The sequence below is a fragment of the Persicobacter psychrovividus genome, assembly GCF_036492425.1.
Classification (GTDB): domain Bacteria; phylum Bacteroidota; class Bacteroidia; order Cytophagales; family Cyclobacteriaceae; genus Persicobacter; species Persicobacter psychrovividus.
The window spans coordinates 1,799,417-1,824,412 of record NZ_AP025292.1; the positions used below are offsets into that span (position 1 = coordinate 1,799,417).

A 24,996-nucleotide genomic window follows, 5' to 3' on the forward strand; every position below is an offset into this window, starting at 1 on the left:
CTTTTTTGTATCCATACTAATCATTTCCCGCAAAGGCATTAATATCTTCCCCCGAAAGGTATTTATTGGTTCGAGGATTGAAATACAAAGTGATCATCGCCTGCCCTATTCTTTGGGTAGTCGTTACCGCTTTGGATTTTTTCATCAATGGAAAAAATGGACGCATCACAAAGTAAATCGCATTGTACCAGCCCGTTCTTGATTTGATGCCCCGCTCGGGGATAATCATACTAGGACGGAACGCATAGGCATCCTTAAAGCCGATTTGAAAAACCCTGTTTTCGGCCCTCCCCTTCACCCGTGCCCACATTACTTTGCCATTTTCAGTGCTGTCTGTCCCCTGCCCCGAAACATAATAAAAGACCATATCGGGATTGATTTCGTGTAAGGTCGAAGCCAATGACTGCGTTACGCCAAACGTCAATTGCGTGTATTTTTCTTCAGATAAGCCTGCTGCCGAAACGCCCATGCAATGGATGCACAAATCATAGCCCTGCATTTGCGATTGAATAGGACTGAAATCGCTGAAGTCTTTCAATAGCACTTCCTCCACCTTCGGATTTCTGATGTCAATGGAACTTCTGTTGATCAATAAAATTTTCTCTACCCGAGGATCATCGATGCATTCGAGCAATGCACCCTTTCCGACCATACCTGTCGAACCTGTAATGATTACTTTCATATAAGATATTTAGTGTTTTGGTTTGTCTACTGTTTTTTGAAATGCTATCCTTATCACTTGTTAAGATCATTCCTCAAGGCTTAGATTCAAAATAAAATCCTTGTAAAAGAATTAATACCTCATCCATAACCATTACCACATCCCTTTTAAAGTAATGTTTTATCACTATATTGAATTAATTACAAAAAATACATGAAGGACCAAAAACAACGAACCTAACCATCATTTTAATACCAAATATGCAATACCTCCAATTATTGATAGTTCTTTTTGTTCTTGGATGTACCACACCTGATAGTCAAACTCAGAGTTCCACCTCCTATTTCTATGTCCATTATGATTATCTTATCCCTGACATCCTTTACCTTGACACATCCTTTTTTGAATTAAAAAACGAACATTTAGGGATGCAATATCATCTCAAGCATCAATACAAGGAGAGTAAAACAAATAATCAGTATTCGTTTACTAAAAAAGAAGGTAAAAATGCGGTCCATAGATACATTGGAAAAACAGAGAAAACAGATTCTCTTTACTTTGTAGCCAAAAAAATATTGAGAACAAGCAATTTTGAATGTGAAGTATATAAATTCGCTCAAGACCCTGGAAGTAAGGATGGCTGTATAAATTACTTTTGGGTTCCGAGCATTGGCATAATCCTCCACCGATCTGCTACTTGGGGCAATTACAGTAAACTCCAAACAAATGATTTTGAGCTAAATCAAAAGATCAATACCATTACTGAGATCATTTATCAAAAAAATAATTTTTACAGAGGGTGCCGAGGGTCAAATGAAATCATTGATGATATTCCTGATGGTAGTGGGTCAATTCGGTTGATCCACCCTTTTTATTTTAAGCCGATGCGGAGTATTTACCATGTTTGAAATAATACCGCTCAATATACATACTAATCACCTTGTCATGAATATCTTCCCTCTTTGAAAAGCATATAGTTCTGCGAGCCAAACGTTTAATATGTTGCCTGAAGTTGAGATTCTTCCGTTCTATTCTCCAGGTTTCATCCTTACCAATTAGGTGCACATACTCTTTTGGGAAAAGCCTTTGATAGGCTCCCCAGTCATCGGTATAACATATCTTGATGGGGAATTTAGTGACCTTGAGTAATAGCTCTTTTAGAACTGAATCTTTGCGCCTTCCATTTTCCCAAGCAATGATTATTCCCGACTTTTTCTCAATCAAATACCAAGTCCAACGTTGATTGGCTTTATTCCCTACATAACTCCAAAACTCGTCCCATTCGGTTGAATAGCCTATTTCTACTTCCAATTCATTCAGAGCATCTTGCTCTAACTTATCTAATATGTAAGGGTTTATTTTACGAACATTTTTTTTTCAGATGACTCATAACTTTATACTTACTTATTTTGAGCACTCTTGCAATATCTCGTACGCCAGAAGCATTAAGCGTCATTTCATCAATTTTATCTTCAATGCCTGGTACGTAGGCATTTGAACGATAAGTAACCTGAAAACTTTTCCTGCAACTTTTACATCTCCACCTTTGGTCTCCATTAGAACGGTGTCCATTTTTCACAATATCATTGCTTTGACAATGTTTACAAGTAATTTCGGTATAATGTCTCATGACAAGTAAACCAAAGTACGGCGTCGATGTTATAAATTTACTATAATCAACCTTTTTGACCCACTACCTTCCTGATGATTTTATGGAGGACATTATTGATGATGAAGACGTGGATCTTAGTGAGTATTTTTGATCTGAGTAAATAATCCTTGGTCAATTATAAGCCTGTGAAAAAGCAAGTAAATTCCAATAAGTCAATTTCTAAATACCCCTACTCCTTCGTCTCGCAATAAGATTGCATTATTTCATCAAACCTTCGATTTTCATCAAATAAAGCCGTATTTTTACAGTCATTATCACAACCTTAATACTTTTTTCTAATGCTTAAAAAAGGACTTTTATTGGTCATGGCACTGTTCATGGCTTCAATGACAATCGCACAGGACGTGCTTACCCCGGAATTACTATGGGACTTGGGCCGTGTCAATGGTGGCATTGTTTCTCCGGACGGAACTTCGATGATCTATGGTGTTGTTCACTATGATTTGGAAAAGAACAGCGGCAAGAATGAGCTGTTCATCAAAGACACCAAAACCGGTAAAGACACCAAAATCAATCTGGCCGGCAGCCCAAACTCCATGACCTGGACACCCGACGGTCAGCGCATCGCCTTCTTGATGGGCGGTCAGTTGCATGAGATCAAGCCCGATGGATCAGGCTTGAAGCAAATCTCGGATGTCAAAGGTGGCATTTCTACTTTCAACTATGCTCCAACGGGCGACAAAGTAGCCTATTCCACTGCTGTAAAATTGAAGAAAACCACAGCGGACCTTTACCCTCAATATGACAAAGCCAATGCGGTAGTGATTGACGATTTGATGTACCGCCACTGGGATCATTGGTCGGATGCGGATTTCAACCACGTGTTTGTTGCTGATTTGAAAGACGACAAATTGACCAATGCCAAGGACATCATGGGCAATGAGCCTTTCGATTGCCCAACGGAGCCATTTGGTGGTTCGGAAGATTACACTTTCAGCCCTGACGGCAGCAAAGTGGTTTATGTAACCAAAAAGAAAGAAGGTAAAGATTATGCGGTTTCGACCAACACTGATTTGTATGTTTACGAATTGGCAACGGGAGCAACAAGCAACTTCACTGAAGGCATGATGGGTTATGACACCCACCCTACTTTCTCGAATGATGGTCAGAAATTGGCTTGGTTCAGCATGGCCCGTGATGGTTATGAGTCAGACAAAAATGATATTATAGTATATGATTTCAAATCGAAAACTAAAACCAATATCACCAAAGACTGGGACGAAACGGTTTCTACTTTTATTTGGGGAGAAAAAGACCGCAACATCTATTTCGTAGCCGGACATCAGGCAACGATTCAGTTGTGGGATTATAAGTTAGCGAAGAATGTAGCGGATTCTGATGTAAAGAATATTCGCATGATCACTGAAGGTGTTCACGATTACCGTTCGGTAGCGCAATTGAACAGCAAGACGCTGATCGGCTCAAGAATGTCGATGTCGGAAGCGCCTGAGTTGTTCACGGTAGACATCAAAAACGGAACAGAAAAACCTTTGACCGATGTAAACAAAGACATTTTCGATAACCTGAAAATGGGTAAAGTAGAAAAGCGCATGGTCGCTACGACGGACGGCAAAGAAGAATTGGTATGGGTAGTTTATCCGCCGAACTTCGATCCGAATAAAAAGTACCCTGCATTGCTTTACTGTCAAGGTGGACCACAATCGGCCGTTTCTCAGTTTTTCTCTTTCCGTTGGAATTTCCAATTAATGGCCGCTCAAGGTTATATCGTTGTCGCTCCTAACCGTCGTGGATTACCTTCTTTCGGAACAAAGTGGAACGAGGATATTTCTAAAGACTGGGGCGGGCAGCCCATGAAAGATTACCTTTCGGCGATTGATGCGGTAGCCGCAGAGCCATATGTAGACAACGACCGTTTGGGTTGTGTGGGCGCATCCTATGGTGGTTACTCTGTCTATATGTTGGCAGGTATTCACGAAGGTCGTTTCTCGGCTTTCATCTCACATTGTGGTTTGTTCGACATGAAGTCATGGTATGGCACCACGGAAGAATTGTTCTTTGCCAACTGGGATTTGGGTGGTGCTTACTGGGAGAAAAACCCTCCAAAAGCCTATACCGAATTCAACCCTTCAAACTATGTTCAGAACTGGGATACGCCAATGATGGTCATTCATGGCGGGCATGATTTCCGTGTACCGGAAGGTCAGGGAATGCAGGCGTTCCAAGCGGCAAAGTTAAAGGGAATTCCTGCCCGTTTCCTTTACTTCCCTGAAGAAGGACACTGGGTGTTGAATCCACAAAATGGGATGATCTGGCACACAGAATATTTCAAGTGGCTCGACCAATGGTTGAAAAAATAATTGAAAAAAGGGTACAATTCGACTAAATAATCAAGAAGGCTTTCGATATCGGAAGCCTTCTTTTGCTTTAATAACAATTGCACTAAATTTGTGTTCAGGCATATATTGCCAATGTTGAAAGTAAAAACAAATATGAAAGACGCAATTGCAATTTTGTGTGGTGGCGGACCTGCACCCGGAATTAACACCGTGATTAGTTCCGTAGCAAAAGTTTTCCTGAACAATGGCTACCGGGTAATCGGTTTGCATGAAGGCTACAAGGGCCTTTTCAGCACCGAAACAAGGATCGACGAAATCGATTATGAATTCGCTGATGACATCTACACCCGAGGAGGTTCAGCACTACGCATGAGTCGATTCAAACCTGACTTGACCAAACTTAATGTTTCCTTTTTCAAAGAGAACAACATCAAACTACTGGTAACTATTGGTGGTGACGATACCGCTTCGACGGCCAACCGCATCAGTAAATACCTCGAAGAAAATAACGTGACGGTCCAAAACATTCACGTTCCAAAAACGATTGACAACGACCTTCCGCTACCTGAGGGAATCCCTACTTTCGGATACAACTCAGCGAAAAATGAAGGGGTACTGATTGCCAACACCGTTTTGGAAGATGCACGAACAAGCCAAAACTGGTTTATCCTTTCGGCTATGGGACGCGAAGCTGGCCACCTGACTATCGGTATCGGCTCGGCCTGTCACTATCCGATGATCATCATCCCTGAAATGTTCGAAAATGTGCCTGTAACTTTTGAGAATATTATCCGCCTGAACATTTCTTCCATCCTGAAACGTAAGCTGTTGGGCTTGAAATATGGTGCTTCGATCATTTCTGAAGGCGTATTTCATTTCATGAGCGAAGACGAGATCAATAATTCAGGCATCGATTTCCCTCAGGACGACCACGGCCACCCAGAGCTTCATGCCATTTCAAAATCACACGTTTTTGCCAATCTGGTACAAAAGCGCGTGAAAGAATTGAATTTGCCGAACAAAATGCGTCCCGTAGAATTGGGCTTCGAGGTGCGCTGTGCCAAGCCTATTGGTTACGACCTGACTTACTGTACCCTTTTGGGCTTCGGAGTATACCAATTGTTCAGCAATGGCGATTCACGATGCATGGTTTCCGTAGATCATAACGGCGATGTAAAACCATTATTCCTCAAGGATGTAGAAGATGAAAACGGTCGCGTAAAAGCCCGTTTGGTGAATCTTCATGCAGCCAACACACAAGCGGTTTTGGATCACGGAATGCACTATATTACCGAAAAGGACTACGAAGCAGCCAAAGCTTTCGTAGACAATCCTGAATATTATGACTTCAACAAAATATTGAAGCGATAAACCGAATATTTTAATATATCAGGTTCACCTTATTTATAACCGCAGGGGCTTCTCTGCGGTTTTTTTATGCCCTAAAATATCAAAACACAACACCGAGTTATATTTTTTTATATCTTTAACAGTAATTACTCAGCCTTAATCTAATCTTCAATTATGATGAGATCACTATTCGTTATGGTGCTTGTAATGTTGCCATTTTTCGGACAAGCACAAAACCCCTATCAGAAATTTATCAATGCGCTAAAGCAAGATTTAAAATTACAGTCAGATCCTGACCACCTAACCCCTAAAGAAACGGAGCATACTGCAAACCAAAGAGCAAAAACGGTTTCAATCCTTAAGCAATTCAACAAACTAAGCTCCCTTCAACAACAAAACAGCAGAGTTGCATCTCCTGCTCACCCTATTGACAGCGTTGTTAGTCGCGTGCAAAACCCAGAAACTGAAGAATGGGCAAATATTGCTTTTGACACCTACTATTATAATGAGGCAGGTTTACTTTCAGAGATCAAAAGCGACTCTATCGTCCCTAACTCAGAAGATTTCACCTATCGAAAACAAACCTATCAGTACAATACCGATGGTCTGGTAACTCACTATTTATCCCAAACCCTTTCTGATGGCGAATTCATCACCGACGGTAAAGAGGAATACTTGTACCCTGACGAAAACACAAGCGTAGTGATTGAATATGGATATACCAATGAAGGAAGGGAGTATTTATCCCAGAAAACGACCATCAGCATCATCGATGAGTACACCAATTATAGAGAGTACCTGTCTTATTATTCGAATGATATTTTAAGCTATGGATATAGAAGTACCAGAAGCACTTCGGACAATAAAAATAATATTGAGGAATATAAATATCAATATGACTATAACACCAATGAAGGGAAATGGTCAGCTTATCAAAAGATATATAGAACATATGATGAGCAAAGAAGGCAAACTGAATTTATCCGATGGTATAGCAACTCAGCAGGAGATCAATTTGAATCAAGTATAAAACATACCTTCTCATTTACTGAAGATGGAATGGATAAAACAGAAAATCATTATTCACGAGCCAATGACGAGCAAGAATGGGCTTTGGTCTGGACCGTGGACTTCCTTTACAACCAAGGAGACTCCCTTTATGTGCGCAATTACCACGAAAGTACGGGTGTTCACATAAAGGAATTTGAACTTCCAAATGATGAAGGAAGTGAAATATTTGTCTTCACCTACGAATCAACTGAACCTCAACACTTTTCCGGCACAGAAAACACTAAAGACGCACAAGGCAGACCTACCCTTGTTAAAGAATATATGATTAACGACAATCAGCAAAAAGATTACGAACGTCAGCTTGCCTACGAATATTATGATAACACTGAACTCATCAAAACTAAAATCACCCAACCATTTAATACCGATAATGGACAATGGGAAAACTACAGCAAATCTGAATATGATTATGTTGGCGAAAAGGAAAGCCTTCACCACTATTTTATGTGGGACAACAACACCGAAGATTGGGTTTTAAAAAGTAAATTTGAGGAAACCTTTTATGAGGATGGGGGAATTAAATCCAGACTCAGAGAAGAAGTCAAGAGTTACTCAGAATATACTGAGGCAGATGAATTTCTTTATATCACTTTAGCTAAAAGTTATTATTACTCAAAGGATCGATGGGTAGGGCTACACTTTTATGGGCATGAATATATTTACCCGGATGGCACCAAAGAATCCCTATTGAAAATTGATGACTATTGGAACAGATGGGATCACAATACGGGAGAATGGTATTTAACAGAAAGAACTAAAAGTGAAATGTTTGAACCACATAGCAATGCAATGATCAAATGGACAGATGTATTTGATCTTTCACTACCTGAAGAATTCCAAAATTATCGTTCAGTATATTATTACGCTAACTTTGACGAGAACCAACCGGAAGAAGAGGAACAACCTGAAGAAGAAGATGCTCTTTCGGCAGGCAAAAGTATTAAGATCTCCATCTACCCCAACCCCGCCCAATCCCATCTTCAGATCAAATCTGAAATAAATATCGAGGCAGTGAGCATCATCAATTCGGCTGGGCAAACCATCCGCGCTTTTGATCAGGCATTGAACAGTTATTCGGTTGAAGGATTGCCTGCGGGAATTTATACGGTGGTCGTGAAAAGCCAAGGCAAGCAATATTCGAAACGATTTATTAAGGAGTAAAATGATTCATTGTAGCGACAGGCATGCCCTGCCGCTACGTTTTACGATTTAACCTCCACCCCTTTCCAAAACGCCACATGATCCTTGATTTGCGCTGCTTTGGGTTTCGGGTCAGGATAATACCACGCACTGCCTTTGTTCACCTCGCCTTCAACCTTCACATCGTAATAATGCGCCTCTCCTTTCCACGGGCAGGTGGTTCGTTGGCTGATTTCTTCAAAATAATCCATCTTCAAAGATGATTTGGGGAAATACTGATTCCCTTCGACCTCTATGGTCTGATCGCTCTCGGCAATCGTTGTGCCATTCCAAATTGCTTTCATATTTTTTTAGTTTGTTTACCAATAGCGGAAGCAAATAGTTTGCGGTACCCTACGACCATTGCCCCGAAACACAAAAAAGCGACTTGCACAGTGCAGGTCGCTTTTTTGTTTGCAACGAAAATACCAGGTATCCGAGCATCAATATGGACTAATCAGCCTAAACGATTGCTTGAATACCAATCTTGGAAGTTTAAACCGCCACTGCTGCCTCAGTCTGTAATTTTTTTTCAGCTAATTCTGCAGAAGTTGAATCGGATTTACTGTAAAGTACACCACATAAAATCGAACCAGAAATCACGAAAAACAAAGAAGCAAAAATGGTCAATGGTGCCACCCACCCAAACTGCAAAAGTGTCGTATTAACGCCTGCCGAAGGAACAAATAACGGTGAGTATTGCATGAAGGTCATTGAAATAATCGCCTGAATAAGGTAGGCGAAAAAGATCGTTTTCCGCTCTGTTTTGATATTGAATAAAACTAGAGTCCAAACGTAAAAGGAGATATTCAACAGGTTAACAGCCACAAAGGGGATCGTCGATCCATCTGCAAAATAGGCTGCATACCAATTGGAATAAAACACAGGCATGATGGCCATATAAAACTTAATGAACTTGTGAGCGCCCAATCGGGTAAAAATATAGGCAATTCCAAAGGTCACTGTTCCAGCCAATGGAATATGAAAAAGTCCTTCAAACTGCCAAAGGGACATCAATGTAAAAGTTACACCAATAATAATCGCAAGGATCAGCCCATAAAAGTGTGCACATTTTCTTCTGAAGACTTCCTGCACGCTAAGCCCCTCAACAATACCTGCTTCAAAAATAAAATCACCAATTGCACTCATAAATAGAAAAGTTTAATAAAAAAAATAAATATACACATGCAATTAAGGCTAATTAATCATCTTTATTGCATATAATTTAGATTATTTTTTAAATTAACAACAAATAAGCAATGTGTTTATTTCAAAGCACCAAAACCAACACTAAGCTGATAATAAACCACTTAATCAAACATTCAGACGAATCCAGCAAAAAATAAACGTATCCCATTATTTGTTAAATTTACTATTCGATGATTTAATCAGTAAAAAAGCACATACAAAATCCGCTCAAAAAGGATGACAAAAGCTTTAACCCAGCTAACGACTCACCATTTTTTATATCCCCTACCACCTCAGTATTCAATAGCATTCATCAGTCCATCTACCACCCTGTCCACCCGTATTCTCTAATCCCACGCTTAGAATTTCAAACACTGAAAGGACAAAACAGCATTCCTCCCCTGAAACCGACTCGATCTTACCACTTAAATTACGAAACCCATATTTCCCCTAAAAAATCAAATCTTCCCTCCGCAATAATGCCCACGATATAGGCCGCTGTTTGTCAAAAAAAGCTATATTTGTCCATTGAATATAATTTGAAATTTGACATATAATGGCAAAAAATTTTGTTGAAGAAGTACGCTGGAGAGGCATGCTTCATGATATTATGCCAGGTACTGAGGAGCAGTTGCAGAAAGAGCTGACTTCTGCATACTTGGGCATTGACCCTACTGCGGATTCCCTGCATATTGGTCACTTGGTTGGCGTGATGCTGTTAAAACACTTTCAGGATGCTGGACACAAACCCTTCGCTTTGGTGGGTGGTGCCACAGGTATGATCGGTGACCCTTCGGGAAAATCTGAAGAGCGTAACCTGTTAACCGAGGAGATCCTTCAGCACAATGTCAGCTGTATCAAAGACCAATTGGCGAAGTTCTTGGACTTCGATTCTGATTCAGACAATGCGGCTGTGTTGGTGAACAATTACGATTGGATGAAGGATTTTTCTTTCTTGGATTTTGCCCGCGACATCGGAAAGCACATCACCGTGAACTACATGATGTCTAAGGATTCTGTAAAGAAACGCCTGACAGGTGAAGCTCGTGATGGTATGTCGTTCACTGAGTTTACCTATCAGTTATTGCAAGGATATGACTTTTTGCACCTGTACCAAAACAACAATGTGAAGATTCAGATGGGTGGATCGGACCAGTGGGGTAACATTACTACAGGTACAGAATTGGTTCGTCGCAAGGCGCAGGGTGAGGCTTTTGCTTTAACGTGCCCATTGTTGCTAAAATCTGACGGTCAGAAATTCGGTAAAACCGAAGGTGGTGCCGTTTGGCTGGATCCAAAGCGCACGTCTCCCTATGCTTTCTACCAGTTCTGGTTGAATGTTGCTGATGACGACGCCAAGAAAAATATCAAAATATTCACCGTCCTTGACGAAGCAACAATCAACGGATTAATCGCTGAACACGACGAAGCACCACATACCCGTGTGCTTCAAAAGCGATTGGCTGAAGAAGTTACCCGTATGGTTCACGGACAGGAAGAATTGGACATGGCCATTAAGGCATCAGGCATTCTTTTCGGTAAATCTACTACCGAAGATTTGGCGGCTTTGAACGAGGATACACTTTTGGCAGTTTTTGAGGGTGTACCACAGACGGAAATTTCGGCAGAAGATTTTGCCGCGCTTCCAAATGTTACTGATTTGGCGGCTTATGAAAGTCTGGTTTTCAAATCAAAAGGAGAAGCCCGCAAAATGATTAACGGCGGTGGTGTTTCCATCAACAAAGGAAAAATCAGCGACCCGAATGCTGCTGTTGAATTTGACCTGTTGCAAGGAAAATACCTGTTGATCCAGCGCGGTAAAAAGAACTACTTTTTATTGAAGGTGGTGAAATAATTTTCCCATTAATAATATTTAAGAGCAAGGGGACTCCTCTTGCTCTTTTTTTTCAGCAAGCTGATTTTCCACCTTGTCATTCATTTGATTTTTGTAAATTGCATTCAGCCAATACCATAAAAATCTTAACCTTACTTAATTCAAAACAAAAATCTAATGGCTAAACCTTATAAAATTGGTATTGTCCTTTCAGGAGGAGGCTCAAAAGGACTCGCACATGTAGGCGTATTGCGTTACCTCGAAGAAATTGGAATTGAAATTGATGCCATTGCAGGCACCAGCGCGGGGGCTATCGTTGGTGGGCTATACGCCAATGGGGTACCACCTCGCGAGATAAAATCATTTTTTCAGAGCACCCCTATTTTTCACTGGCAGCATCGTGGCTTCTTCAGTCAGCGGCAATTTGACGGCATCATCGATTCGGCAAAAATCATCAAATTTTTCAAGCCTTACTTTCCCATCGACGATTTCAGCCACCTGAAAAAAGACCTGTACCTCGTGGCCACCGACCTCCAAAAGGGTAAAGAGCGTGTTTTTCATGGCAGTGGCCCAGTGTGCAAACCGATTATGGCAAGTGCCGCCTTCCCGCTTGTTTTTTCTCCTGTTACGATCGACGACACCCTGTACAGCGACGGAGGCATTCTTAACCACTTCCCTGTAGACGTGCTGTATGGCAAGTGCGAAAAACTCATTGGAGTTTTTGTGTCTCCAATTCGCGAAGCGGAGAAAGATTCCCTGCACGGTATTCAGAATATTGTGATTCGTGCGATGAACATCCAGAGCACCCACGGAGAGCAAGAGAAAATCAGGTATTGTAATGTAGGCATTACCTCTGAGGAACTCATCAATTATGGTACCTTCACCACCAAATCAGAAGTATTGCACGAAATTTATGAAATCGGTTATCGGGCGGCGCAACAACAACACGACGCACTCATTAAATTACTTGAACCACAGGAAAAATCTGCATCCAAATTATAATTATAAGTGCAATATGGTTCAATAATTGAATAATCTATTTGGTAAATTATTTACCTTGCATTCCTGTTTCATCAAATACCAAATATGCCTGCGACCTTTACCTTTTCTTTTGATTTAGCACACGACTACAAACTGTTCAGCGACTACCCTTCGCTGAGAATACTTCATGATCAAATCGGGCCGCTTCTCGAAATTGAGGACTATGCTTCTTGCATGTTCAAAATCAGGTCGCTGATCGAGGAAATGGTCGTCCTGTGGCTCAAAAAAAATGGGGCAAAATTAAACTGGAATAATATTGAGTTGGTCAAATCAATAAACCTGCTGCCCAACTATGGGGTTCCAAAATTCATTACACATAAACTTCACTCTATTCGGACTGAGGCCAATTTTGGAGTACATCAGCAAGGGAATGGGTGGATTAATGCGGAAAGTGTAGAAAAAGTACTGCTCGACTTTAAAGCCGTACTTGACTGGTATGAGGCCGAAAACAACACCAAAGCGAAGATTCCCACGGGAAGAAAAATCGGCTTAAATAAAAAAGATAAAAAAAATGATGAAACAGCATTTTTTAAGTACAAGCCAGCCCTTCTGATTAGCTTATCATTATTATTGATTTTATTGACATTTATTGGGTACAATCACCATCAAGATCAGTTAAAAAAAGAAGGGACGATGGTTTATGTTTGTGGAAACAGCCGTATATATCATACAAGCCCTAAACACCGTGCATTGGTGAAAAATTGCAAATCTGAAATTCATGAAATGACGATTCAAAAGGCACTCGAGCAACACCTTCGGGAATGCAAATGCCTGGATAAATAGCTGAAAATTATCCGTAATCAATTCCATAATTTCCGCTAAATTTCATATATTGAAATGCATAAAAAAAACACCCGCATGACGGCAGGTGTCTCAAAATCTAAATTAATTGAGCATGACGTCTCTATTAATTCAGTGTATTACAAACAAAAAAGTAAAAGTGGTAGTCACCTTTCGATGAATACCGAAGTGTAAAGTAGCATAAATTAGTGATTAGATACAAGTTTACTTATCAGATATTCATCTATAAAAAACTCATCTAACTCATTATCAACTCATGCTACCTTGCACTTTTTTTATTTCAATGGTTACTTCTCCACTATTTCGGCTGTCTTTTCTCTAAAAATACCCCTGCGAGAATTTGTTCAATCTTTGACCGTTCCATTTCTGAGAATTGTAAATGATCCAATGCCTGAAGGTTTTCAGTCAACTGACGGATACTCGAAGCCCCCACAAGGACACTCGTAATTGCCGACTGATTCAGCAACCAGGCAATCGCCATTTGATTGATTTTTTGCCCTCTGGAGCGGGCCAGTTCCTGAAGTTGCCCCAGCGCCCCGACCACCAAATCAGATCGCATATTCTCCGTTAAAAAAGTGGCCTTTGCCATTCGTGAATTCAATGGAATTCCATCGATATATTTATCCGTGAGCAAGCCCTGCGCTAAAGGCGAAAAGGCAATGCACCCTACCCCACTTTTGTCGAGTGTCGGCAGCAATGCTTTTTCTACATTTCGGTCGAACATACTATAACGCGCCTGATGGATCAGACAGGGCACCCCGAGATCTTCCAGCAGGGCAAATGCTCTCTGGCTATCCTCTGCATTATAATTCGACAAACCGACATAAAGCGCCTTTCCTTGTTGCACAAGCGTAGCCAATGCCCCCATACTTTCTTCAAGCGGGGTGTCAGGATCTGGCCGATGATGATAAAAAATATCCACATAATCGAGCTTCATCCGACGCAAACTCTGATCCATACTCGCAATAATATGTTTCCGCGATCCCCAGCTCCCAAATGGCCCAGGCCACATATCATAGCCCGCCTTTGTCGATATCAATAGTTCATCACGGTAGCCTTTCAATTCTCCTGCAAGTACCTTTCCGAGGGTCGTTTCAGCCGAGCCCGCCGAAGGCCCATAATTATTCGCCAAGTCAAAGTGATTAATCCCTCGATCGAAAGCACCCAACAGCATCTTTTTCGCATTTCCGAAATCATCTGAATCCCCGAAATTATGCCATAATCCCAATGACAATGCGGGCAGATGAATACCACTTTGGCCACATCGTGTGTATTTCATCCCGTGGTAGCGGTCTGTATTCGGTTTGTATAATTCCATAAACTTATCTTTAGCTAAGAACAACAGTCAGTATAAAAATAAGACAAATTACTGAATATCTTCTTAACACCTGTGAAAAACACTCCCTTCAAGGTTAAAACTTACATCCGAAAGATTAGGACTGAAATCGACCAAAAACTGAATCAATAATTTCTTAGGTTTACCATTCTATCCATTCAATAATCGCAGGACAATGACTTCAACAGAAATTAAAGATTACTTTAAAGACCAAATCCCCACGATGGACAAACCATCCATAATGGCCTTTCTCCAAAATCAAATGGAGGCCAGCATGGAGGTTACCGCGCATTTCCAGATTGAGTTCTCCGAGGTCCTTGGCGAACATATATATCCAAGTTTTAAAACTATCCTTGAGCACATTTACCTCCACCATGATGTAATGGAACCAGTACTTGAAAATTGGGATGTTTATCATATTGTTGAGGCTGCCATGAACAAAATCTATGAGTTATGGCAAAAAGAGAATTACGCTGTGGCTGAAAAATTAGCCCAGGCGGTTATTGAGTCTTTCACACCAGGGATTACAGCAATGGATACCCCCGAGAAAAATTATACCGCTTGCTACCTGCGTTTAATGCTGTTCATCAAAAACAGGATCCATAACAGCAACAACCCTGAGGAGAAAAAGTACGCACTGGCCCTTTACAATATCATCAAGAATTCTGAAAGCATGCAGCCATTATTGCACCAATTGAGCGATTAATTCTTCCTTCCATTTTTAATTTCTGCCAAAAAAAACCAAGCCTTTCCAGACTTGGTTTTTTGTGTTTTTAGTGCCTCTTACTTAATCCCAAAAGGGAATTTCAAATCAATATCCGACTCGCCATCTTTTGATGTTGAGGTAGCAGATTTAATTTTTGGCTGATGTTTCAACATCAGGTGAAATTCACCATCAGTGGAAGTTGTTGCCTCACCTGTGGTCCAGGTTGTTTCCAGACCAATAGGCAGCCCGTTTGCATCCTGATCTTTATAATTCACGGCATCCTCTGCTTTAGCATCGATGTTTCCGTCACCCTTAGGGTTAGTGAAGGCATCTTCAGGGAAAGCGAAGTAAAACTGATGATCAACCCCCTCTTCCTTAATTTCCGCAGCAATATCCTGATCGCCAGCCTCTGCGAATTCATTCAAAATCTTAAAAGTTAAATCATAAGTGGTATTGGGCTTCAATTCCACGCCTTTTTTGATTTCAAAATCCTTCACCCCTGCGCCATCTTCATCAACAGCGAGGGCGGTCAATGGCGCCTCATTGGGTGCATCAACATTTAGAAAAATCATTTCAACTCGTGTAATCTGCTCACCGTCATTTTCAGGAGCAGGTGCATCGTTAGAGCTACAGGCCGACATCACTACCATTACTATGGCAGCACTCAATAAGTTCTTCAAGTTAAGCTTCATGTTTAAAAATTATAATTTACGGAAATGGTAAAATTTATTCCCAGATCATCCGCGAAGTAACGCATCTGATTCAAGTAGTTTCTATAACTGGTATTCAGGGCATTTTGAACAGCAAACTGCCCACCGAAATGGTTGATTTGCCATTGGTAGCTCACATCAAGAAGAAAATAACCTTCAGGCGCAGCCTTGAAATCAAAAATTTCGCTGTCGGGCTTAATTTCTACAGCGCCAGAGATGATATCTCCAGGGCTAACCACCCTTGGTGCATTAAACTGCTCGAAGGTGTAGCTGCCTTTCAGGTGAAAATTCGACTGCGTGAGTTTCAAGAATAAGGGAGTATGCCAGGTCAGCTGATAATTCAAATTGATGGGTGGCTGATTGATCAGTGGTTCCGATCGTGAGAGGTTCTTGGACCACAATAAACTTGCGGCAAGTTCCCCATCTAACGACTTTGCAATTGGGTGTCGCCAGTTCAGGTCAACCCCTGCGAATAGCGCATCTGTCTGTTCGAAAATATACACGGGAATCGCACCTTTGGCCGTTTTGGTAATCCCGACAGGCTTATGGTAGAAATAATGATCAATGAAGTTGACATAAATACTGGCATCAATCATTTGCTTGCCTTTTTGCCATCTGATGTTATTGATCCATTTCACTCCTCGCTCGGGCGAAACAGGCTTTTCTGCCTGCGTCAATACTTTATTGGTATTCAGGTTACCTGATTCATCAAACTGATAACGCCAAACCCCATAGAGGTTAAAGAACTCATGGGAACCAAAACTGTACAACTCTGCCATATTCGGAGATCGCCAGGCAGTACCCAAATTGGTGCGGAAGGTGGTATTGTCTGAGAGTTTGGTTTTGTAACCGATAGAAGCCGACAGACTTGAAAAGCTGAAATCGTCCTCAAAAATACGCTGCTGAACATCCCTGCCCACGGCATTATTTTGCTCATGATCAAACCGTATTCCCAGTTCAAAAGTATGATTACCACGAACCAACTGCTCAATCCAATACGCCCCAATTCGTCCAGAACTGTAATTTGGAATAAATGGCGTGGTGTTCGTTCCAGGGTTGTTTTTATTTTTCTGATAGAAATAAGCCACACCTGCGGTGCCCTGAAAATCTCCCCATTCAGGGTGTGCCCAGTTCAATAACACATTGGTGGTCATCAAATCCAGATCCATGATGGGCGTGCTGGCATTTCTTCTGACGTCAAATTCCTGTCGCTGATTAAGTTGTTGTGCCAGTCGCAACGAAAGCTTCCCTATCGGGGAATGCCAGTCCACATCAGCAATGGCAATATGGTGTGCCGTTTCCTGATTCGGTTGATTGATTTCGTAACTGAAGGGTTTAATGATCAACGGACGTTCTGCATCAATGGCCTGCTGTAAATCGCTGGCATTGCCAAAAACGGAAGAGCGTAACAGGCCAAGATTTTGCTGCGTGAAAGTGTAACGCAGTTTGAAGTGCCAATTGGGAATATGATAATGCAAGCCAAGGTGGAAAGATTTTTCCTCCTTGCCCGTATTGGTCAAAAGATAATCGGCTGCCGAACGGTCACCGAACTTGGTGTAGCTGCCGCCGAGGGTGTAAGCAAAATGTTCTCCTCCACGGCCGAGGTTAAAATCGACATGCCCCCCCTTGCCGTTGGTCTGAAAATTGGTGTGCACACTGCCGTGAAAGTCTTGGTAGAATTCCATCGGGTCGCTATTGACCAGGATAACCCCACCAATGGCCTCAGGACCATAACGTACCGCTGCGGCACCTTTTACCACTTGAATATTATTGAGGCTCGCCACATCTATTTCTGCAGCATGGTCACTGCCCCAATTCTGAAATCCATGCTTGACCCCATCATTGATGATCAGGATACGGTTGCCATACAAACCATGAATAACGGGCAACTGCACATTGGCGCCCGCTGAGGCAATGGAAACGCCCGACACCGTGCTCAATGCACTTGCCAGCCCTCCACTTTTTTTGTAGGTCAGTGCTTTGGAATCAATACTTGAAATGGCTGATGAGGCCAAAGTTGTACCCGTTGCGGCGGCTTTCACTACCACGCCTTTGAGCACCGCTGTATTTTCCGCAAGGTGAACTACAGGATGTGCATGATAATCATCATAATGATAGCTTTTAGCCTTAAACCCTACACAGGAAAACAACAGGGTGCATTCGTGTACTTTCTTATTCAGCTGAATTCTGAAATGCCCATACACATCTGTTACCGCCCCAGAATTGGTCCCTTGAATCAGTACATTGGCAAAAGGGATGGGTTGTTCTTTTTGATCCAGAATCCGCCCTTCAATATCAAATCGGCCCTGTGCAAGGGTAATTTCAGAAAGGGCGCATAGGAACGCTATCGTGAGGATCGCAAATCGATGCAATTTCATTCGTTAAGGAGTTAAGGCTTTTGGAGTGATCTATTGCCGTTATACCGCAAGCGGTTTGGCAACAATGTTCCTAATTCCCAAACAAACCTAATGCCACAAGGTTGCAGAAAAAGATTATCGACAGCAATTTGAGGATATACACCACGATTATCATCTGATTTTAACCTAAAAAAAAGAGCGTCACCAGTATTAAACTGATAACGCTCCCCTCTTCGGAACAAGAAAATTAGTCTTTCTTTCGGACCATTTTATTGGCATTCTCCTTGAATCCTTTTCGTGCAGACCATTTCTGACGTGGTTTCAAGTTAAATTCTTTACTGTTTTTCGCAGACTTCTCATGGGTTGCAGCCCCTTTCTCCTTTTGCTCGCGCTCATGTCTTGAACGGCGGCGGTTGGAGTTTTTCATTGTATTACCGTATCGCTGATCGTTTTTCGGTTTATCAGACTCCTCGATAATCAACAGATTGTCTGGCAATGGAATAATTTCCAACTCTTCCCCAAGGTTTTCTTCAATACTTTCAAAGTGATTTTTTTCCGCATCACCTACAAAAGTAATAGCGGTACCTTCAGCGCCATTACGTGCCGTACGACCTACTTTATGAACATAATCAGTGTAAGTATAAGGCGTGTTGAAGTTGATTACATGGGAAACATCCTCCACATCAATACCACGTGCTGCTACACCAGTAGCCACCAATACACGCGCTTCACCTGACCGGAACTCCTCGATAGAGCGCAAACGGTAAGTTTCATCCTTATTGGAGTGAATAACCCGCACTTCACCAGGGATCGTCGCTCCCAATTTGGAAGTGATGGCATCTGCATCTTTTTTGGAACCTGCAAAAACAATCACCTTGGTGAATTTCTCATAATCCCACAAAATTCCCGAAAGCAAGTTCAGCTTGGTCGGTTTATTGAAAGGATACATCACATACTGACTCAGCGTATCCACTGGACGCTGTTCCTCGGAGATTTCCACCTTGATCGGGTCCCAGCAAATTTTCTGCGACATCTCATCAGACTCCTGATCGAAAGTGGCCGAGAAAAAGACATTCTGGCGCTGCTCAGGCAACAGTTCAAGAATCGCTTCCACCTGGCGGAAAAATTCTTTCTCCAACATGGAATCCGCCTCATCGACCACCAAGTATTTAAGATCTTTCAATACCAAGAAACGGGTAACAGCTAACTCATGAACACGACCAGGCGTCGCGATCAAAATATCAGTACCACGCTCCAGCTCGTCCATCATGCGCTGCTTACCACTACCCCCATATACAGAAGTAATGCGCAGGTTACTAAATTGCGTCAGTTGCTCAATCACCTCTCGAACCTGAAAAACCAAATCCTTGGTAGGTACCATGATCATCAGACGAGGGTGTTCGCCCTGTGCATATTGTAATTTATTGATCAATGGAATCAGATAGGCGGCAGTTTTACCAGAACCTGTCGGAGCAATCCCCACGAGGTCTCTTCCTGAAGAGATTTTCTTGATGGATTTTTCCTGTATCGGGCTCATGGTCTCCCAACCTAATTGACGAATCCCCTTCGCAAGATTTTTATTCAGTTTAATATTTTCGAAACGCACAACGATTTTGTTTAAGTTCCTTTGTCCCCTGATGGGACAAAATTATTCAGTTTGCAAAGATACAAAAATCGGGCAGGAAATTCAATCAAGCAGGGTAAATGAGCAGATCATTGTGATTTGGGGGTTTATTTGACCATGATTAGGTGATTTTGTATAGGCATTATTTGTTTTCCACGGGGTAGCTCCCGAGGCTATTGGAGATGCACCTTCGGCGTAGCACTTGGGCATTGGCGTCTATTTTACCAAGGTTGAAACCTTGGCCTATCAAAGTCAAACCCATTAAAATGGGTTAGGCTTTCGCTAACCGACAACCTATCGCGAGAATCCTTCTCGTGATTACCAAAACCGAATTATGTAAAAGCATAATTTATTAACGTCTCACAGCTCGATGTTATTACCTATTATTTTCCACGGGTTGGCACCCGAGGCTATTGGAGATGCACCTTCGGCGCACTATTCTTGTCGTTTATACCAAGGTTGAAACCTTGACCTAACAGCGTCAAACCCATTAAAATGGGTTGGGATTTCGCTAACCAACAACCTATCGCGAGAGTCCCTCTCGTGAGTACCAAAACCAAATCATGTAAAGGCATAATTAATTATGGCTCACGGCTCGATGTTATTACCTATTATTTTCCACGGGTTAGCTCCCGAAGCTATTGGAGATGCACCTTCGGCGCATGGGCAGGTCGTTTATACCAAGGTTGAAACCTTGGCTTAACAGCGTCAAACCCACTGAAGTGGGTTAGGCTTTCGCTAACCGACAACCTATCGCGAGAATCCCTCTCGTGATAGGCAATACACACTCCCCGTAATTTGTGCATTTTTTCCCAATATAAAATTTTGTTCTTCCTGTTCTCCTGAACTACAAAGTAGCAATGCCTGACCAGAAAGTTGGGCTTCTTTTTCGATTTGTAATAAGGCTTCTTTGGATTTACCCAAACAAACCAAAATGGAAGGATACTGAAGTTGTGCGCCCTGCTCTACAATAAGGGTATCTGCTGCAAGTGCTTGAATTTCTCCTTCATAATCTGAGGCAATAATGATTTTAAGGGCACAAACCACGATGGAGTTCAAAGAACTTGAGCCCATCACCACAACGGAGTCAGGATGACTAATCACCACCTGACCTTCCGCCTCGGCATGATGTAGCCACGGCTGTTCTAATTGACAATGCGCTACCGTATCGCTACCAAATGATTGCTGAATACCATAACGCAGCAGGGAGTCTTGGCTCACATTGTTGGCTAAACCCATCGCCATTTCATAAAATTCTGATAGGTTGCTGGTTAGCGCTGGCATTTTAGCCGTGCTATGACTGATATTCCCAAATACCATCTCACTTCTACTGTAAGGCTGGCGATTGAAATAATTTTTTTTGATGCCACTCAACGGAAGCGCCGCATCTCCCTTGATCAATGCCGCTCCCGAAATGGCCAAAGGACTCTTTTGATCCGATAAAAAAAGGGCTTCCTTGTGCAAGCGTTCGCCATACTGCCCAATAAAAAAAGCCTTTTGCCAATGCTTAAAGGGAACTGTTCGCTCCAACTGACAAACTTCCATGGCTCCCCAAGTTTTTAGCTTTATCCGAATGCTATCTTGCCCTTCGGGAAATAATGGAAAAACCTGCCACTGCTCATTCAGCTGATCATCCGCATAAGCCGCCAATGCCAGTTGCACGCCCTGCTGCAACAATACCCCCTGATCTGCCGAACGCTTCAACTGCTGAATATGCATTCGATGATAATAACCCATTAAGATCATCGCTGAACTCATGGCCACCAACAGCAGTACCACTCCAATTGTAGTGGGTAAAATACCTGCTTTGAGTTGGTGCTTGGTTATTTTCATCTTGGTTGTTGTTGTGCAATTTTTATATTTTCCTCTCGTGATAGCAAATCCACCCTGTAAAGGCATAATTAATTATGTCTCACGGCTCGCTTCTATCCCATGGTCTAATTCCCACAGATCCTATTTCACCAAGGTTGAAACCTTGGTCTATCAATACAAAAACCCATTAAAATGGGTTGGGCCTGCTTTTCAAATGAATGCCCGCAGTCAGCAAAAAGGTTTTATGTCTGGGATGTTTTTATCATGAAATCCGAACCAACCTGCTTTAGCAGGTTTAACGCTGTTAGGCCATTGCTTTAGCTGTGGTGAAACAAAAAAAAACACCCCACAAAAGTACGGACGTTGCATGCAACGTCCGTACAAAAAACATTTTTAATGCCATCATGAGGTAAACAAAGGAATCCTTCGACAAACTCAAGAGCCAAGCCTTGGCCTAACAAACTGAAACCCATTGCAGTAAAATCACTGCTTTTTCTTTAATACCCACTCCTTAGGCGAAATTTTATGAATGCATTTAGCATAAACATAAACTGTAGACCCTTGCGCTAATTGTCGTGGTATTCGATAATCAATATAAACTTCTGCCATTACGCTATCTTCTGAGGTATAACCGACTAAATAAACTGGATCATTAGGTGGTAGGACTCGAGTGTCCATTAAATATACTACTGTAGAGGTATCTTTCTCCTTCTTTTTATAGTATTCAATAATCCAATTACCAAAATCTTCCCAATCTGAATAGAAAGCAGGGTTTGGAACACCTCTTAGCGTATCATAAACATAAACAACCTCATTTGATTTCATTCTGGCGTGATAACTGGTTACGTAAACATGAGTTATCATAACTAAGATTGCTAAAGCAATTATTACCGCAGTTATATATCGTCCCTTTTTCATCGATTCATTTCATTGATATATTCTTGGGTTTGCCAAATTTGATTTGGAATTTTTTTCCCTTCTTCGGAAATTGATATGCCTGAAAAAACAGTAATATTTGAAATAGTATTGTTGTCCATCTTTACCTCCAAAACACCCTTGTATCCCGTTAAAACTCCTTTTTTAAAAACTTCAGTAACGTGATTTACCTGCCAATTTTCACCAATCAAAAAACTGGACTTTTGTTCACGAGTTACAGATATGGCCCTTAGTATATTAGTTTCCATATACGAAAATTTCCCACCATACCCAAGACCTACAGTTACACCGACATATTGATCCCCAAAGTCCACTCCAACATGCGGTCCCAATCCTACGAACCCAGAAAACACCCCTCTTTGATTTTGATATGCGAAATCATGAAAATTATCATACTTCCAATCATAAGCTAAACCCAGTGACATATTGGCATCCGCCCCTCCAACAAATGATGGATCTGGACTATGTTCATTAAAATTCTGTCCCATTGGGGTTAATACTCTGGCCATTGTAAATGATGTAACCCCATATTTTCCATAAGCGATACCTGCCTGTAAGGTCGCATTTAAACCATAGGCCACACCAGCTCCGGCTTCTAACTGCCAATATCTAAGCCATATCTCTCCGTTAGGATCCACCCCATTCACAGGATTATTCCCCATCCCCACATAGCCACTCGCATACTGCCTTGCGGGATCCACTGCCATCCAACGACCGATCACGGGATCAAAAACTCGGGCTTCGAAGAAGTTGAAGTTCGTTTCCCCATCTTCTTCTGCGAAATCTCCTTGGTAACCGAAGCGGGTGTCTTTTCCTTCTTTATTGCCATCCATCTGCAAACCATAAGGATAATAATCACGCCATTGATCGGTGGTGAGACTTGCGCCTTCCCAATAAGCACGGGCACGAACGGAACCTAAATGGTCCTTGAACTCAAAGACGTTTTTACTGTCTGTATCATCAGCCTCTACAAAACGCACACCGAGTCGGCCACTGCCATAGAGTGGGATCTCCTTTTGGTCGAGGTCTTGATCATAGATCGCTACGATATTTCCTGATACATCTCGCACGTAGTATTCGGTTGATTGAGATTCAAAATTAGTCTTTTTCACTCGGAATCCAAGGGTGTTGTAGTGATAGCTTGCGAGGGGGTTGCTGTCGGCGATGATATTGGTAATTTTTCCACACGTTTCCACCTTCGCCCATCGAAAATCGAACATCACAAATCGGATATCGATCATTCCTGTGGGGCTTTATCAGCCATTTTTTCACCAAGGTTGAAACCTTGGCCTATCAAAGTCAAACCCATTAAAATGGGTTAGGCTTTCGCTAACCGACAACCTATCGCGAGAGTCCCTCTCGTGAGTACCAAAACCGAATTATGTAAAGGCATCATTCATTATGGCTCACAGCACGATGTTATTACCTATTATTTTCCACGGGTTGGCACCCGAGGCTATTGGAGATGCACCTTCGGCGCACTATTCTTGTCGTTTATACCAAGGTTGAAAACTTGGCCTAACAGCGTCAAACCCATTAAAATGGGTTAGGCTTTCGCTAACCGACAACCTATCGCGAGAGTCCCTCTCGTGATTACCAAAACCGAATCATGTAAAGGCATAATTCATTATGGCTCACAGCTCGATGTTATTACCTATTATTTTCCACGGGTTGGCACCCGAGGCTATTGGAAATGTACCTTCGGTACAGAATCGGTCATTTCTACGCTACGCCCTTCAGCCTATATTGCTTCTCTTTTAAATAAGGTAGAATCAGGGTAGTTCTGTTCCAAAATCCACCATTGCTTATAATGTGGATTAAAACCTGCATCCCATATTTCTTTTTCCCTCCTACTTTTCCATTTTTCGAACTGTTTAATACTGAAATCTGTTGGATAATCAATGAATGACTCTTCACCATTTTTCTTCCTATACCCTGAATAATCTGCCCATCCCAATGACCTAAAACAGTCAAAAAATCCAAAATGAAAGCTTTTTGCAAATTTTAAGACTTCGGATTTACTCATCTCAGATTTTCTAAAAACAATTGTCGCTCTTGGTGTCAATCTATTGGCAACAATCCATAACTCTGTATTCTCCACCATTAACCCAATAGAGTTTCTTTCATACACTGTCGATCCTACCTGATAAAGTGCTGATGTTTTTAAACTTCGTTTGGAATGTCCATTGCTACGCCTCACAGTTACTCCTTCAACCACCGTCCAATCTTTCAGATCCAAAAATCTATATGCCCTAATAAAATAGAAATAGGAATATATACTTGCTGTGTATATCAAAAAATATAAAAGAGCATCTTTTGGGCTTATTTTTTTATTTGAAGGTCTCTGTGTAGGCATTGGTAACTTTTTTGAATTAGTAGAAAAAATATAAGATGTAGATTGATCCAACAGTGCCCCCCCAT

20 protein-coding genes are annotated in these 24,996 nt (G+C 41.7%); 7 read left to right on the forward strand and 13 right to left on the reverse strand.

Annotated features, from left to right (window positions below; genetic code table 11):
- Positions 1–16 precede the first annotated feature (16 nt).
- The 3 genes from AABK40_RS07695 to AABK40_RS23835 all read right to left on the reverse strand — a co-directional run bounded on the left by AABK40_RS07695 (position 17) and on the right by AABK40_RS23835 (position 2,291).
- Positions 17–682 (reverse strand): Rossmann-fold NAD(P)-binding domain-containing protein, encoded by a 666-nt coding sequence (locus tag AABK40_RS07695; protein ID WP_338396665.1) that lies wholly within the window; start codon positions 680–682, stop codon positions 17–19.
- An 855-nt stretch (positions 683–1,537) separates the two neighbouring features.
- Positions 1,538–1,972 carry an IS1 family transposase gene (locus tag AABK40_RS07700; protein WP_338396666.1) on the reverse strand — a complete coding sequence of 145 codons (435 nt, stop codon included), beginning with the start codon at positions 1,970–1,972 and terminating at the stop codon, positions 1,538–1,540.
- A gap of 49 nt (positions 1,973–2,021) precedes the next feature.
- Positions 2,022–2,291, reverse strand: coding sequence for an IS1/IS1595 family N-terminal zinc-binding domain-containing protein (locus AABK40_RS23835; RefSeq protein ID WP_421953285.1), 270 nt, complete (start codon positions 2,289–2,291; stop codon positions 2,022–2,024).
- A 320-nt stretch (positions 2,292–2,611) separates the two neighbouring features.
- On the opposite strand from AABK40_RS23835, the gene dpp5 reads away from it, so the two are divergent.
- The 3 genes from dpp5 to AABK40_RS07715 all read left to right on the forward strand — a co-directional run bounded on the left by dpp5 (position 2,612) and on the right by AABK40_RS07715 (position 8,212).
- The gene (gene dpp5, locus AABK40_RS07705) at positions 2,612–4,651 is read left to right on the forward strand and encodes a dipeptidyl-peptidase Dpp5 (protein WP_338396667.1); all 2,040 of its coding nucleotides are present in this window, start codon (positions 2,612–2,614) and stop codon (positions 4,649–4,651) included.
- A 132-nt stretch (positions 4,652–4,783) separates the two neighbouring features.
- Complete coding sequence (locus AABK40_RS07710; protein WP_332919239.1) at positions 4,784–6,001, forward strand: 6-phosphofructokinase; 1,218 nt, start codon at positions 4,784–4,786, stop codon at positions 5,999–6,001.
- A 153-nt stretch (positions 6,002–6,154) separates the two neighbouring features.
- The gene (locus AABK40_RS07715) at positions 6,155–8,212 is read left to right on the forward strand and encodes a T9SS type A sorting domain-containing protein (RefSeq protein ID WP_338396668.1); all 2,058 of its coding nucleotides are present in this window, start codon (positions 6,155–6,157) and stop codon (positions 8,210–8,212) included.
- 41 nt (positions 8,213–8,253) lie between these two features.
- Here AABK40_RS07715 and AABK40_RS07720 read toward each other — a convergent pair whose 3' ends face one another.
- Together AABK40_RS07720 and AABK40_RS07725 are read right to left on the reverse strand one after the other, a co-directional pair.
- The gene (locus AABK40_RS07720; protein ID WP_338396669.1) at positions 8,254–8,535 is read right to left on the reverse strand and encodes a DUF427 domain-containing protein; all 282 of its coding nucleotides are present in this window, start codon (positions 8,533–8,535) and stop codon (positions 8,254–8,256) included.
- Between the two features lie 190 nt (positions 8,536–8,725).
- Complete coding sequence (locus tag AABK40_RS07725) at positions 8,726–9,379, reverse strand: hypothetical protein (RefSeq protein WP_338396670.1); 654 nt, start codon at positions 9,377–9,379, stop codon at positions 8,726–8,728.
- Positions 9,380–9,974: 595 nt separating this feature from the next.
- Between AABK40_RS07725 and tyrS the strand changes: the two genes are divergently transcribed.
- From tyrS to AABK40_RS07740, 3 genes are all read left to right on the forward strand, one after another.
- Positions 9,975–11,273 (forward strand): tyrosine--tRNA ligase, encoded by a 1,299-nt coding sequence (gene tyrS, locus AABK40_RS07730; RefSeq protein ID WP_332919235.1) that lies wholly within the window; start codon positions 9,975–9,977, stop codon positions 11,271–11,273.
- 156 nt (positions 11,274–11,429) lie between these two features.
- Positions 11,430–12,254, forward strand: a complete 825-nt coding sequence (locus tag AABK40_RS07735) for a patatin-like phospholipase family protein (RefSeq protein ID WP_332919234.1) — start codon at positions 11,430–11,432, stop codon at positions 12,252–12,254.
- Between the two features lie 84 nt (positions 12,255–12,338).
- Positions 12,339–13,076 (forward strand): DUF4145 domain-containing protein, encoded by a 738-nt coding sequence (locus tag AABK40_RS07740; RefSeq protein ID WP_338396671.1) that lies wholly within the window; start codon positions 12,339–12,341, stop codon positions 13,074–13,076.
- Between the two features lie 316 nt (positions 13,077–13,392).
- Here AABK40_RS07740 and AABK40_RS07745 read toward each other — a convergent pair whose 3' ends face one another.
- Positions 13,393–14,412 carry an aldo/keto reductase gene (locus AABK40_RS07745; RefSeq protein ID WP_338396672.1) on the reverse strand — a complete coding sequence of 340 codons (1,020 nt, stop codon included), beginning with the start codon at positions 14,410–14,412 and terminating at the stop codon, positions 13,393–13,395.
- Positions 14,413–14,605: 193 nt separating this feature from the next.
- Between AABK40_RS07745 and AABK40_RS07750 the strand changes: the two genes are divergently transcribed.
- Positions 14,606–15,136: a hypothetical protein gene (locus AABK40_RS07750; protein ID WP_338396673.1), complete on the forward strand. Its 531-nt coding sequence runs from the start codon at positions 14,606–14,608 to the stop codon at positions 15,134–15,136.
- A gap of 77 nt (positions 15,137–15,213) precedes the next feature.
- On the opposite strand, the gene AABK40_RS07755 is transcribed toward AABK40_RS07750, so the two are convergent.
- The 7 genes from AABK40_RS07755 to AABK40_RS07785 form a co-directional block, all read right to left on the reverse strand.
- A complete protein-coding gene (locus AABK40_RS07755; RefSeq protein WP_338396674.1) occupies positions 15,214–15,828 on the reverse strand; it encodes a hypothetical protein in 615 nt (204 codons plus the stop codon).
- A gap of 2 nt (positions 15,829–15,830) precedes the next feature.
- Complete coding sequence (locus AABK40_RS07760) at positions 15,831–18,224, reverse strand: TonB-dependent receptor (RefSeq protein ID WP_338396675.1); 2,394 nt, start codon at positions 18,222–18,224, stop codon at positions 15,831–15,833.
- Positions 18,225–18,450: 226 nt separating this feature from the next.
- Positions 18,451–19,809: a DEAD/DEAH box helicase gene (locus tag AABK40_RS07765; RefSeq protein WP_332919228.1), complete on the reverse strand. Its 1,359-nt coding sequence runs from the start codon at positions 19,807–19,809 to the stop codon at positions 18,451–18,453.
- A 768-nt stretch (positions 19,810–20,577) separates the two neighbouring features.
- Positions 20,578–21,660, reverse strand: a complete 1,083-nt coding sequence (locus tag AABK40_RS07770) for a hypothetical protein (protein ID WP_338396676.1) — start codon at positions 21,658–21,660, stop codon at positions 20,578–20,580.
- A 462-nt stretch (positions 21,661–22,122) separates the two neighbouring features.
- Positions 22,123–22,557, reverse strand: a complete 435-nt coding sequence (locus AABK40_RS07775) for a hypothetical protein (RefSeq protein WP_338396677.1) — start codon at positions 22,555–22,557, stop codon at positions 22,123–22,125.
- Positions 22,554–23,816 carry an RHS repeat domain-containing protein gene (locus AABK40_RS07780; RefSeq protein ID WP_338396678.1) on the reverse strand — a complete coding sequence of 421 codons (1,263 nt, stop codon included), beginning with the start codon at positions 23,814–23,816 and terminating at the stop codon, positions 22,554–22,556. Before AABK40_RS07780 ends, AABK40_RS07775 begins: the two co-directional genes overlap by 4 nt.
- Before the next feature lie 500 nt (positions 23,817–24,316).
- Positions 24,317–24,931: a hypothetical protein gene (locus AABK40_RS07785; protein WP_338396679.1), complete on the reverse strand. Its 615-nt coding sequence runs from the start codon at positions 24,929–24,931 to the stop codon at positions 24,317–24,319.
- Between the last annotated feature and the right edge of the window lie 65 nt (positions 24,932–24,996).